At 72.0% G+C, this 12,873-nt stretch carries 11 protein-coding genes; 5 read left to right on the plus strand and 6 right to left on the minus strand.

All coding sequences use genetic code 11. The features are described from left to right. The first annotated feature begins 14 nt into the window (after positions 1-14). From YS110_21230 to YS110_21240, 3 genes are read left to right on the plus strand one after another with little or no spacing between them, the layout of a single operon-like run. Positions 15-1,082 (plus strand): branched-chain amino acid ABC transporter permease, encoded by a 1,068-nt coding sequence (locus YS110_21230; GenBank protein ID UJB67109.1) that lies wholly within the window; start codon positions 15-17, stop codon positions 1,080-1,082. Between the two features lie 44 nt (positions 1,083-1,126). After that, entirely contained in the window at positions 1,127-3,313 is a 2,187-nt protein-coding gene (locus YS110_21235) for a hydrogenase (GenBank protein UJB67110.1), read from the plus strand. 44 nt (positions 3,314-3,357) lie between these two features. Then, the gene (locus tag YS110_21240) at positions 3,358-4,239 is read left to right on the plus strand and encodes an alpha/beta hydrolase (protein UJB67111.1); all 882 of its coding nucleotides are present in this window, start codon (positions 3,358-3,360) and stop codon (positions 4,237-4,239) included. Here the strand turns inward: YS110_21240 and YS110_21245 are convergent. After that, positions 4,236-6,644 carry an AAA family ATPase gene (locus YS110_21245; GenBank protein ID UJB67112.1) on the minus strand — a complete coding sequence of 803 codons (2,409 nt, stop codon included), beginning with the start codon at positions 6,642-6,644 and terminating at the stop codon, positions 4,236-4,238. The genes YS110_21240 and YS110_21245 overlap by 4 nt on opposite strands. Continuing rightward, complete coding sequence (locus YS110_21250) at positions 6,641-7,735, minus strand: ferrochelatase (GenBank protein ID UJB67552.1); 1,095 nt, start codon at positions 7,733-7,735, stop codon at positions 6,641-6,643. The genes YS110_21245 and YS110_21250 overlap by 4 nt, the downstream gene beginning before the upstream one ends. Before the next feature lie 116 nt (positions 7,736-7,851). On the opposite strand from YS110_21250, the gene YS110_21255 reads away from it, so the two are divergent. Further along, positions 7,852-8,673: a DUF2189 domain-containing protein gene (locus tag YS110_21255; GenBank protein UJB67113.1), complete on the plus strand. Its 822-nt coding sequence runs from the start codon at positions 7,852-7,854 to the stop codon at positions 8,671-8,673. Further along, positions 8,670-8,882: a DUF2788 domain-containing protein gene (locus YS110_21260; GenBank protein UJB67114.1), complete on the plus strand. Its 213-nt coding sequence runs from the start codon at positions 8,670-8,672 to the stop codon at positions 8,880-8,882. Before YS110_21255 ends, YS110_21260 begins: the two co-directional genes overlap by 4 nt. Before the next feature lie 69 nt (positions 8,883-8,951). Here YS110_21260 and YS110_21265 read toward each other — a convergent pair whose 3' ends face one another. From YS110_21265 to YS110_21280, 4 genes are all read right to left on the minus strand, one after another. After that, positions 8,952-9,647: a hypothetical protein gene (locus YS110_21265; GenBank protein UJB67553.1), complete on the minus strand. Its 696-nt coding sequence runs from the start codon at positions 9,645-9,647 to the stop codon at positions 8,952-8,954. A gap of 63 nt (positions 9,648-9,710) precedes the next feature. Then, positions 9,711-11,006 (minus strand): FAD-dependent oxidoreductase, encoded by a 1,296-nt coding sequence (locus YS110_21270; protein UJB67115.1) that lies wholly within the window; start codon positions 11,004-11,006, stop codon positions 9,711-9,713. A 172-nt stretch (positions 11,007-11,178) separates the two neighbouring features. Continuing rightward, positions 11,179-12,021: a presqualene diphosphate synthase HpnD gene (gene hpnD, locus YS110_21275; GenBank protein UJB67116.1), complete on the minus strand. Its 843-nt coding sequence runs from the start codon at positions 12,019-12,021 to the stop codon at positions 11,179-11,181. A 115-nt stretch (positions 12,022-12,136) separates the two neighbouring features. Then, positions 12,137-12,757, minus strand: a complete 621-nt coding sequence (locus YS110_21280; protein UJB67117.1) for a TetR/AcrR family transcriptional regulator — start codon at positions 12,755-12,757, stop codon at positions 12,137-12,139. Positions 12,758-12,873: the final 116 nt, after the last annotated feature.

Genomic DNA, 12,873 nt, shown 5'->3' on the forward strand with positions numbered 1-12,873 from the left:
AAAGAGACTTGAACATGCTGAACCGTCTTCTTTCCGGCGACTACCCGCGCAGCAAGGTGCTGGCGGTCCTCCTCATCGCCATCCTGCTGGGCCTGGCGTTCGCGCCCTTCCTGTTCCCCGGCGTCAAGGCGCTGTCGGTGGCGGCCAAGGTGCTGGTCTTCGTCGTGCTGGTGGCCAGCTTCGACCTGCTGCTGGGCTACACCGGCATCGTGAGCTTCGCGCACACCATGTTCTTCGGCATCGGGGCCTACGGCATCGCCGTGGCCACCACGCGCATGGGGCCCACCTGGGGGGCGCTGGCCGTGGGCACGGGCGGCGCGCTGCTGCTGTCGCTGCTGCTCTCGCTCGCGGTGGGCCTGTTTTCGCTGCGCGTGCGGGCCATCTTCTTCGCCATGATCACGCTGGCCGTGGCGGCGGCGTTCCAGACGCTGGCCTCGCAGCTCTCGGACATCACGGGCGGCGAGGACGGCCTGACCTTCAAGGTGCCCGAGCTGCTGTCGCCGAGCTTCGAGCCCTTCGACGACCCGTTCCTCGGCGTGGCCATCGACGGGCGGCTCATCTGCTACTACCTGCTGTTCGCCACCGCCGTGGCGCTGGTGCTGGCGCTGCTGCGCATCGTCAACTCGCCCTTCGGCCGCGTGCTGCAGGCCATCCGCGAGAACGAATTCCGCGCCGAGGCCATCGGCTACCGCGTGGTGGTGTACCGCACCACATCCAGCGTGCTGTCGGCGCTGTTCGCCTGCGCGGCGGGCTGCATGCTGGCGCTCTGGCTGCGCTACAACGGGCCGGAAACCTCGCTGAGCTTCGAGATCATGATGGACGTGCTGCTCATCGTCGTCATTGGCGGCATGGGCACCATCTACGGCGCGGCCGTGGGTGCGGTGCTGTTCCTGGTGGCGCAAAGCTACCTGCAGGACCTGCTGCGCCTGGGCCACGAGGCCACGGCCGGCCTGCCCTGGCTGGCCGCGCTGCTCTCGCCCGACCGCTGGCTGCTCTGGCTCGGGCTGCTGTTCGTGCTTTCCGTCTACTACTTCCCCACCGGCGTGGTGGGGCGCCTGCGTTCCCTGCGTCCCCGTTCCTGACGGGGCGCGTTCTCGTGTCGATGGCAACCAAGCAAGGAGACAACATGCGAGCGAATGAACGAGTGATGGCGCGCCTGGCCCCCACGGCCCTGGCCGTGGCCGCCCTGGCGGCCTGTGGTGGGGGTGGCGGTGAATCTGCCCGCAACGAGCTGCCCGCCGGCATCAAGGAAATCAGCGCCACCGCCTACCCGGCCACCACGGCGGGCACGGGCGCCACGGCGGCCACGCAGGACCTGCTCACGGGCGGCATCGGCAAGACGGGCCTGGGCGCCGCCGCCGCGCCGGCCTATGCCGACCCGGCCAACCCCACGGCGGCCGAACTGCGGCGCAACGCGCTGTACGCCAACTACCGCGGCATCCTCGACCCTTCCGCAGGCGGCGGCTACGGCACGCTGTACGGCCCCAACGTCACGGCCCAGGGGCAGGTGACGGCCGGCGAGGGCCTGGTTCCCGGCCGCGAGTACGTCGCCGCGCTCGACGATGGCACGGGCCGCAAGCAGACCGTGATCGCCGTGCAGGTGCCCGACAGCTTCAGCGCCAGCAACCCGTGCGTGGTGCTCGGCGCGTCGTCGGGCTCGCGCGGCGTGTACGGCGCCATCGGCACGGCGGGCGAGTGGGGCCTGAAGAAAGGCTGCGCCGTGGCGCTGACCGACGCGGGCAAGGGCGTGGGCCTGCACAACCTGGCCGACGACACCGTGAACCGGATCGACGGCACGCGCGCCACGCGCACGGCCGCTGGCGCTTTCAGCTTCTTCGCCGCCGCGCTGGGCGACGCGGCGCGCGCCGCCTACAACGCGGCCTTCCCCAACCGCATCGCCATCAAGCACGCACATTCGCAGCAGAACCCCGAGAAGGACTGGGGCGGCGACACGCTGGCCGCCGGGCGCTACGCGCTGTACGTGCTCAACGCGCGCTACGGCACGGCGGACAAGCCCGTGCCCTTCACCAGGGACAACACGCTGGTGATCGCGGGCTCGGCCTCCAACGGCGGCGCGGCCTCGCTGCGCGCGGCCGAGCAGGACGGCGACGGCCTGATCGACGGCGTGGTGGCCTCCGAGCCCGTGACCGAGATGCCTGCCAGCGGCGCCTACGGCATCCAGTTCGGCGGCGCGGCCGTGGCGGGCTACGGCAAGACCCTGGCCGAATACACCACCTGGGGCAACATCTACCAGCCCTGCGCGGCGCTGGCGGCCGACGCGGCGCTGGGCGAGGTGTCGTACTACAACTTCATCGGCCTCGCGGCCATGACCGCGCGCGCCACCGCGCGCTGCGACGGCCTGGCCGCCAAGGGCCTGGTGAATGGCGCCACCACGGCCGAGCGCGCGGCCGACGCGCTGGCCAGGCTGCACGCCTACGGCTGGACGGCGGACAACGACAGCATGCACAACGCCCACTACGGCCTGGGCAACGGCCCCATCCTCTCGGCCATGTACACCATGGCGTATGGCCGTTTTGGCGTAGACGCCAACCTCTGCGGCACCAGCTTCGCGGCCGTCAGCGCCACGGGCGACGTGGTGGCCGCGGCGCCGGCCGCGCTGGCGCAGAGCTTTGCCATCGCCAACGGCACGGCCAACGGCGCGCCGGCCGGCGTGGTCTACAACGATGCGGTGGGCGGCGCCAAGGCCTGGCAGTTCGCGGTGTCGCCCTCCACCGGCGTGGCCGACCTGGGGCTGGACAACGCGCTGTGCCAGCACGCCCTGGTGAGCGGCAGGAACCCGGCCACGGGCGCCGCGCTCACGGCCGCGAGCACGCCGACGAAGGCGCAGAGCGACGCCGTGCGCGCCGGCATCGCCGAGGTGCTGCACAGCGCCAACCTGCGCGGCAAGCCCGCGATCATCGTGGCCGGCCGCAGCGACGCGCTGGTCCCGGTGAACAACAACGCGCGCGCCTACACGGCGCTCAACCGCACCATCGAGGGCGCATCGAGCAAGCTGCGCTACATCGAGGTGACGAACGGCCAGCATTTCGACGCCTTCCTGCCGCTCAGCGGCTTCGATACGCGCTTCGTGCCGCTGCACCCGTACTTCAACCAGGCCATGGACGCGATGTGGGCGCACCTGAAGAACGGCGCCACCCTGCCGGCCAGCCAGGTGGTGCGCACCACGCCGCGCGGCGGCGCGCCGGGCGCGGCGCCCGCCATCACGGCGGCCCACGTGCCGCCGTTCGCGGCGGTACCTGCGGCGGCAGACCAGATCGGCTTCGCCGGCACGTCCATCACGGTGCCGCGCTGACGCCGGCGCCAGCCTCTCTCCCCGCTCCCAGAAAGTCCTCCACCATGTCTCCCTCGTCGCGCTACGCCACCTGTGCCGGCTATGAAATCCACTACATGGACTGGGGCGCGCCCGGCGCCCCCGTGGTCATCGCCTGGCATGGCCTGGCGCGCACGGGGCGCGACATGGACGAGCTGGCCGCGCACCTCAGCACCCGCTACCGCGTGATCTGCCCCGACACGCTGGGCCGGGGGCTGAGCCAGTGGAGCCGCGCGCCGGCGCAGGAGTACTGCCTGGCGTTCTATGCGCGCCTGGCGGCGGACCTGTTCGCGCAGCTCGGCATCGGCCGCGCGCACTGGGTGGGCACCTCCATGGGCGGGGCCATCGGCACGGTCTGCGCCGCCGGGCGCCACGAGCCGCGCCTGCGCGGGCGCATCCGCAGCCTGCTGCTCAACGACAACGCGCCGCGGCTGGCCGATGCGGCGCTGGCGCGCATCCGCGCCTACGCTGGCGAGCCGCCCGCGTTCGCTACCGTGCAGGAGCTGGAGGCCTTCTTCCGGCAGGTCTATGCCCCCTACGGCTGGCTCAGCGACGCGCAGTGGCGCCGCCTGACGGAAACCTCGGTGCGCCGCCTGCCCGACGGGCGCGTGACGCCGCACTACGACCCGGCCATGGTGCAGCAGTTCACCGCGCACGAGAACGACTACCTGATCTGGGCGCACTACGACGCGCTGGACATCCCCGTGCTGTGCCTGCGCGGCGAGGATTCCGACCTGGTCGAGCGCGCGACGGCGGCCGAGATGCTGCGGCGCGGGCCCGGCGCGCGCGGCCTGGCGCAGGTGGTCGAGGTGCCCGGCTGCGGCCACGCGCCGGCGCTCAACGTGCCGGCGCACCATGCGCTGGTGGACGGCTTCCTGGCAGCGTGCGAGGCGCGCGAGGCAGGCTAGCGCCTGCGCGCGCCGCGCCGCTGGCCCCACGCGGCGGCCTGGCAGGCGCGGCGGTAGTCGCGCAGCGTCTGCTCGGCGCGGGCCAGCACCTGCGCATGGTCCTGCCCCGTGAGCAGGGCGATGCCCTCGGACACATGGCGCGCCGCGTGGATGTGGAACCGGCCCTGCGCCACCGCTTCCACCACCTGCGGCGACAGCATCAGGTGGCGCTGGTTGCGTGCCGGCACCAGCACGCCCTGGTTGCCGGTCAGCCCGGCCTGCGCGCAGGTGCGGAACCACCCCTCGATCTTCTCGTTCAGCCCGCCCACGGGCAGCACCTCGCCGTGCTGGTTGAGCGCGCCGGTGACGGCCACGTCCTGGCGCAGCGGCAGGCCCGAGAGCGCGGACAGCAGCGTGTACAGCTCGGCGCACGAGGCCGAATCGCCCTCGATGCCGCTGTATTCCTGCTCGAACACGATCGAGGCGTTGAGCGCCAGCGGCGCCAGGTGCCCGAACAGCGCGGCCAGGTAGCTGTGCAGGATGAGCACGCCCTTGTCGTGGATGGGGCCCGACATCTCGACCTCGCGCTCGATGTTGATCAGCCCCTCCTGGCCCGCGAAGGTGCGCGCCGTGATGCGCACCGGGAAGCCGAAGCGGTAGTCGCCCAGGTCGATTTGCGTGAGGGCGTTGAGCTGGCTCACCTGCATGCCCGCCAGCGAGATCAGCAGCTCGCCCTCGGCGATGGCCTCGTGCAAGGCTTCCTCGGGCGCGTTGTGGCGCTGCTGGCGCGCCAGCAGCGCGGCGTCCACGTCCTGGGGGCCGGTCAGCGCGGCGCCGCGCGTGCGCGCCTGGGCGGCGCTTTCGATCAGCAGCGCCTCGGTGCTGGCGAACAGCGCGCTCTGGCGCGCCTGGTCGTCGGCCTCGCGGTGCGAATGCTCCAGCAGCCGGGCCACGGCGGCCGCGCTGCAGTGCGGCAGGCCGCGCCGCGCGCAGCTGCGCGCAATGAAGGCCGCCGTGGCGTGGCGCGTGGCCGGCGTGGCGGCGAAGCGCTCGGCGAAGTCCACCTTCACGCGAAAGCGCCGCGCCAGGTCGGGGTCGCCCTCCTGCAGCGCGTAGTACTCGGCCGTGGAGCCGACGAGCACGATCTTCACGTCCACGTCCACGCCCTCGGGCTGCAGCGCGACGGCGGCGCCAGGGCCGTGGGCCGCGGCGTCCTCGATCATCAGGCGGCTGCAGCGCAGGAAGCGGCGCAGCCGCTCCCACAGCGGTTCGTCGCCCAGCAGGTCGCGCAGGAACAGCAGCAGGTAGCCGCCGTGCGCGCGCAGCAGGCTGCCCGCGTGGATGCCGGAGAAGTCGGCGCGCGGCGCCTCGCCGTCGGCCTGGTGCTCGATGTTGCCGAACAGGCTGCGCAACTGCGGGTTGTCCTCCACCACCACTGGGGCGCCGCGCAGGTCGCCGTTGTCCACGGCCAGGTTGACGCGGCACAGGTCCAGCAGGTCGGCCAGGTCGGCACGGCGGTCTTCCTCGGCGGCGTCGTCGGGCTGCACGCCTTCGCGCGGCAGGAACAGGTCGATGTTGTCCAGCACCTCGCGCTGCACCTGGTCGAACCAGTGGCCGAGCTTGGCGGCGTCCTTGATCTGCTTGCGCAGGCTCTGGCGTATCGGGTCGAGGGCGTGGTCCACCAGCGGCCTGGCGGTCTGGCGGTGCAGTTGCTCCAGCGCTTCGTCGCGCGTGCGCTCCAGCGGCCGGGTGCGGTCGAGAAAGCGCACGATCTCGGCGCGCAGTTCCTGCTCTGCCTGCTCGATGGCCTGGCGCTGCGCGGGCGAGAGCGCCTGGGCCTCCTGGTCGGTGATGGCCTGGCCGCCCTCGCCGAGCAGTGTGAACACCATCTGCTCGCCTTCGCGCGTGAGCTGGAAGCGGCGCTCGCGCGCGAAGGCGTCGAGCGCCGAGAAGGCGCGCGCCTCCTCGCTCTGGAAGGTGCGGACGATGCGCTCGGCCTCGGCCTTGATGTCGGGCGCGGCCAGGCGCTTGGGGATTTCGGCCTCCAGCGTCCTGGCCCACTGCTGCATGCCCTGGCGCAGCGCGCGCCCCTGGCCCGCGGGCAGGCGCAGCGCGCGCGGGCGCTCGGGCTGGTCGAAGTCGTGCAGGTAGCACAGGTCGGGCGGCACCGGGCGCGCGGCGGCGGCCTCCTGCATGGCCTGGCGCATGAGCGAGGCGCGGCCGCTGCCGACCTCGCCGAGCACGAACAGGTTGTAGTCCGGCTGGTCCATGGCCAGGCCGAAGCGCGCGGCGGCGAACGCGCGCTCCTGCCCGATCCAGGGCAGCGGCTGGCCCACCAGTTCGCTGGTGTCGGCGAAGCCCAGCGCCAGCGGGTCGATGGTGCAGCGCAGCTGGGCTGGCGCCAGGGTGGGGCAGGGCGGGGTCATGACGGTGCTCCCAGGGCCAGCGCCCGCGCGCGCGCCTCGGCCAGCGCCTGCGGCGCCTCGGGCTGCACGGGCCAGCCGGCGAGGTGGTTCAGCGCAATGTGTTTCAGCGCGTCGATCCAGGCCGGATGCGCGTTGAGGCAGGGGATGTAGTGGAAGTCCTGCCCGCCCGCGTGCAGGAAGGCTTCGCGCACTTCCTGGTCGATCTCCTCCAGCGTTTCCAGGCAGTCGCTGGCGAAGCCGGGGCAGATCACGTCGACGCGGCGCACGCCCTCCTGCGCCAGCCGCACCAGCGTCGGCTCGGTGGCGGGCTCCAGCCACCTGGCCTTGCCGAAGCGCGACTGGAAGGTGACCAGGCAGCGCCCGTCCGGCAGGCCCAGGCGCTCGGTCAGCAGGCGTGCGGTCTTGCGCGCCTCGCAGTGGTAGGGGTCGCCCAGGTGTAGCGTGCGCTCGGGCACGCCGTGAAAGCTCAGCACCAGCCGCTCGGGCTGGCCGTGGGCCTGCCAGTGCTGCGCGATGCTCTGCGCCAGCGCGCCGATGTAGCCCGCGTCGTCGTGGTAGCGGTTGACGAAGCGCAGCTCGGGCACGTGGCGCGTGCGCGCGGCCCAGGCGTACACCGCGTCGAACACGCTGGCCGTGGTGGTGCCGGAGTACTGCGGGTACAGCGGCAGCACCAGGATGCGCGTGGCGCCCTCGGCCTTGAGCGCGTCGAGCTGGCTGGCGATGGAGGGGTTGCCGTAGCGCATGGCGTGGCGCACCAGCACGGGCTGGCCCGCGTCCTGCAAGGACTGGCCCAGGGCCTGCGCCTGCCGCGCCGTCCAGGCCAGCAGCGGCGAGCCGTCGGCCGTCCAGATGCTGGCGTACTTGGCCGCCGACTTGCGCGGCCGGGTGCGCAGGATGACGCCGTGCAGCAGCGGCAGCCAGGCGATGCGCGGGATCTCGACCACGCGCCGGTCGCCGAGGAACTGGCCCAGGTAGCGGCGCAGGGCCGGGGCGGTGGGGGCATCCGGGGTGCCCAGGTTGCACAGCAGGATGGCGGTGCGCTGGGGCTGGCCGTGCCGCTGGGGCGGCTCGGGGGCAAAGAAGGAGGGCAGGGGCATGCGGCGATTGTGCCAATGCCGCTGGGGTATTCTCGGCACCTGCCCTGGCGGCGCCCGGCTTTCCGCTGGCCGCCCCTTGGCTGCACCTTTGCCACACCTCTGCCAAGCCTATGACCACACCTGTCTATCTGCCCCCGGTTCGCTCCGTGGGGCTGGCGCAACCCCTGACCTGGCTGGCGCGGGGCCTGAACGACCTCACGCACGCGGGCTGGGTGAGCTGGGCCCATGGCCTGGCGGCGGCGTTGTTCGGCCTGGGCGTGAGCGCGCTCGCGTACCGGCATTTCTGGCTGCTGGCGGGGGTGCTGTCGGCCTTCCTCGTGGTGGGGCCGGTGCTGGCCACGAGCTTCTATGCCCTCAGCCGCGCGCTGGAGCGCCAGCAGCGCGCCGACTGGTGCGTGGTGCGGCGCACCTGGCTGGGCTGGCAGCGCAGCCACCCGCGCGCCTGGCGCGACCATGACTACTGGTGCCTGGTGGAGTTCGGGCTGCTGCTGGCGCTGGCGGCGGTGGGCTGGATCGTGGTGTCGGCCTCGCTCATCACCCTGCTGGCGCCCGCGCCCGTGAACGACCCGCTGGATTTCGTGCGCCACGTCGTGCTGGCCGATGGCGGCTGGCTGTTCGAGCTGTGGCTGGGCCTGGGCAGCCTGCTGGCGGCACCGATCTTCGCCTCCAGCGTGGTGGCCATGCCGCTGCTGCTGGATCGCAAGGCCACGCTGGGCCAGGCCGTGCTGACGAGCTGGACGGTGGTGCTGGCCAACCCCATTCCCATGGCCTTCTGGGCCGCCCTGATGCTGGCGCTGACCCTGCTGGGGCTGGGCACGGTGTTTTTTGCCTTCATCGTGGCCATTCCGGTGCTGGGGCATGCGAGCTGGCATGCCTACCGCGATCTGGTCGATGCCTCGGGGCTGCCCGAGCGCGGGGAGAATCTGGCGTGATTTTTGGGTATACCGAAGAACAACTGGCGGGGTTCTTCCTCACCTACGGGGTGGCGGCGTTCATCCTGTTCATGGTGTTCATCATCGGCCACCTGGCCTGGCAGTCCAAGGCCGGCAAGTTCGGCACCTTCGTGATCTTCCTGGGCCTGGGCGTGGGCTTCCTGGGCTTCGTCGCCAAGTTCATCATCCAGTGGTGGCTGGAGAAGTAGTTTTTAAGCAAAAAAGGCCTCCAGCCCTTGCTGGATAAGCGCTGGCAGCTATCGAATGGTGAGCAATCTTCAGGGCAGGAATGCTGGCGACAGCAGGCGCAGGCCGATGGAGAACCAGCGTTCCTGCGCCCCGCTGCCCGCGCGGTTGCCGTAGGTGGTGTCCACCTGCACGTGGTCGGGCACCAGCCAGTAGCGCAGGCCCACCTGGTAGAACGGCTTGCCCTGGTTCTGGCCAAACACCTCGGCGATCAGCCAGGTGGACGCGCTCCACTGGACCTCGGTGCCCAGGCCCCAGGTCATGCGGTGGCGCCGGGCCTCGCGCTCGTGCAGCCAGCCGACGTTGGTGTGCACCAGCACGCGGTCGTTCCGTAGCGAGAAGGTAGCGGGCACGTAGGCGTACAGGTCGCCCAGCAGGTTGTTGCCGGTGTGGATGGCCGGGTGGCGCACGTTGCCCACGGCCAGGCCCCAGCCCCAGCCGTCCGGCTCCAGCGGCTTGAACAGGGTCTTGGCCTGGAGGACGATGTCGGTGGTCTGAGTGCCGCCGTCGTCCTTGCCCTTGGCGCCGCCGAGCGAAAGCTCCAGGTTGCCCGTGAAGTTGCAGGCCGGCTGGGCCCAGTACTCGGTGCTGTCCTGGTTGCGCTTGACCCAGCTTTCCACCTGGCAGGCCTTGGCATCGACGATGCGCGCATCGTCGGTGACCATGGGGCGCGCCGCCTGGGCTGCGCCCCAGGGCAGCAGGGCGGCCAGGGCCAGAAAGGTGGGCATGGGGAGGTGGGGCCGCACGGGATGCTCCTTGAATGGCGGGTGGATAGCGGGTCGGGTGGGCCGCTACTCTGGCAGCCGGGTGTGACAGCCATGAGGCGACAGCAGCGCGCGCGCCACGGCGCAGCCGCTGCGCACCGCGCCTTCGAGCGTGGCGGGGTAGGGGCCGTCGATGTAGTCGCCCGTGGCCCACAGGCCCGGCAGCAGCGCGGGCGGCGGGCGCCGCAGCGCGGGCGTGCAGGCGAAGGTGGCGCGCTTTTCCACCACGGTCTGCACCGGCTGCAGCGCCGCCAGGCCCAATGCGGCGCGGGCCTGGGCCAGCACCTGTGCTTCCAAGGGGGCGCGCTCGCCGGCGCTGGTGCTGACGACGAAGGCCAGCAGCCCCGCAGGCCCGCCGAGCTGCCCCCGGTCGAAGACGAACTGCGCCGGCTGCCCGGCCTGCGCGCGCAGCGCCAGCATGGGCGCGGCGAGCACCGGGCCCGGCGCCCCCGGCACCTGGGCATAGACCGTGGTGATGGGGATGAAGCGCAGCGCCTCGGCCTGCGCCAGCCAGGGCTGCAGCGCGGGCTGCGCCAGCGCGCGCAGCAGGCGCACGGCCTCGGTGCTGGGGGTGGCGAGCACCACGGCGTCGAACGGCGTGCCGTCCACCTGCCAGGCGCCGCCCTGGTGGGCGATCTGCTGCACGCGCCGGCCGGTGTGCACGCTGGCGCCGTGGCCTGCCAGCCAGCGCGCTGCGGGTTCGGCGAAGACGCTGCCCAGGTCGGTGCGCGGCAGCAGCAGGTGCGAGCCGCCGCGGCCGCTGAACAGGCTGTCCTGCAGCACGCGCAGGAACACCTGGCCGCTGGCCTCGTGCGCCGGGGTGTTGAGCGCCGAGACGCACAGCGGGTCGATGAATTCATCCACCAGCCGCCGCGGCAGCCGCGCGCACAGCTGGGCCACGGTGGCCTGCGGCGCGCAGCGAAAGCCGCCCAGGCGCCAGGCGGCGGCCGTGCGCAGCAGCGCGGCCTTGTCGCGCCAGCGCCAGCCGCGCGCCCGGGCGATGCCCGCCAGCGCATCCCAGGGCGGCGCGAGGTCGGGCAGGCGCAGCCCGGTGCCGTCGGCAAAGGTGAGGGCCAGCGGCTGGCGGTGGAACACGTCCTCGGGCCGCACCCCCACCTGGCGCATGAGGCGCAGGCATTCGGCGTAGGCGCCGATCAGGATGTGCTGGCCGTTGTCCAGCACCCGCCCGTTGGCGTGCAGCGCGCGGGCGCGGCCGCCCACGTCACGTGCGGCCTCGAAGACGGTGGGCCGCACGCCCGCGGCGGCCAGTTCGATGGCGGCCGCCAGCCCGGCCCAGCCGGCGCCGATGATGGCAATCCGCATCGTCAGCAATCCGCAGGGCGCCGTGCGCCGTCCACGCCCCATGAAACGGGCGCGCCCCGGGCCAGCGGACGCCGCGCAAGGGCCGCCCCGCCGCGCTGGCGTCGTCCCCCTTCCCGCGCGCAGCGCGAGAGAAGGGGGAAGCCGCGCAGCGGCTCAGGGGGTTGCCGCTTCATCAGAAGCGGCCCAGCGCTTGCATCTTCCACGCCAGCCAGAACTTGCGCAGCGGCGTCAGGCTGGTGCGCTGGTTCAGCACCTGGAAGTTGTCGCGCTCGATTTCGCGCAGCAGCGTGCGGTAGATGCTGGCCATCATCAGGCCGGGCTTCTGCGCGCGCCGGTCGGCCGCGGGCAGCAAGGCCAGCGCTTCGTCGTAGCAGCGGTGCGCGCGCTCGGCCTGGAAGCGCATCAGCGCGGTGAAGCGCTCGGAATGCTGGCGCGCGCTGATCTCGTGCGCCTTCACGTCGAACTGCTGCAGCTCGTTCACCGGCAGGTAGATGCGCCCGCGCATGGCGTCCTCGCCCACGTCGCGGATGATGTTGGTGAGCTGGAAGGCCAGGCCGAGCTTGTGCGCGTAGGCGGTGGTGGCGTCCTGCGTCTGGCCGAAGATGCGCGCGGCCACCTCGCCCACCACCCCGGCGACCAGGTGGCAGTAGCGCGCGAGGCCGGCGAAGTCGAGGTAGCGCGTCTGCTCCAGGTCCATGCGGCAGCCTTCGATGACGGCCAGCAGGTGGCGCTGCTCGATGCCGTAGGCGCTCGCGTGCGGCATCAGCGCCTGCATCACCGGGTGGCTGGGCTGGCCCGCGAAGGCCTGGGCCACCTCGCCCTGCCACCAGGCGAGCTTGGCGGCGGCCACGCTGGGGTCGTGCACCTCGTCCACCACGTCGTCCACCTCGCGGCAGAAGGCGTAGAAGGCGGTGATGGCGGCGCGGCGCGGCGCGGGCAGGAAGAGGAAGGCGTAGTAGAAGCTGCTGCCCGAGGCGGCGGCCTTGTGCTGTACGTATTGCTCGGGGGTGCTCATCGGAGGGGGCGGGCTGGCGTTGGCGTTGCGCCGATTGTCCCATGGCGCGGTGGCGGGGCGTACACGGTTTTAGGGTCTTTTATGCCCTGAAGGCGCATGGGGCCTGCGCAAGCAGCTATTGTTTTTGATGTGGGGCATCAAGCATGGCGAGCGCGCCGACGATGAGCGCGTGCATGCCCTGGACGAATTCCGCCTCCATCTCGGCCTCTTCCTGCGCGCGCGCCGTGGCCGCGGTGGGCGCGCGGCCCGCGACGGAATACACCGTGTCGGCTACGGCGATGCAGTGGAAGGCCACGGTGGCGAGCAGCCAGCGCGCCCGCGCCTTCGGAATCCCGTAGGCCTGCGCGATGTGGCTCTGGTGCTCATCGATCTTGGCGAGCATGGGCTGGGTTGCGGCCGCCCGGCGCAGCACGTAGGGCGTGAGCCCGGGATGCGTCTTGACGAAGGCCTGCGCGGACGCGCTGAAGGCGACCAGGTAGTCCTCCAGGGCCACGCCGTCCTGGCCGTCGGCCCGGGGGATCTGCCAGCGCTGGAAGATTTCCTCGGCCACCAGGTGCTTGAGTTCCTCCAGGCTGGCGACGTGCTTGTACAGCGCCATGTGGCTCACGCCCAGCGCGGCGGCGACGCCGGTGAAGGTGATGTTCGGCAGGCCGATGGCGATGCCCGCGTCGGCGATGCGTTCGCGGGTGATGGTGCGCGGGCGCCCGCGCGCCGGCGGCGGTTTCTCGTGGGGCATTGCTTCTCCTGGGGCTGGTGGCGATTGTGCGCGTCCGCCAGTGTTGTGCGTGGGGCGGGATGAATTAGTTTAATATGATGAAACTAATTCGTATTTCCTGTTTTATTTCGATTCAC

Source organism: Acidovorax sp. YS12, assembly GCA_021496925.1.
Lineage (GTDB): Bacteria > Pseudomonadota > Gammaproteobacteria > Burkholderiales > Burkholderiaceae_C > Paenacidovorax.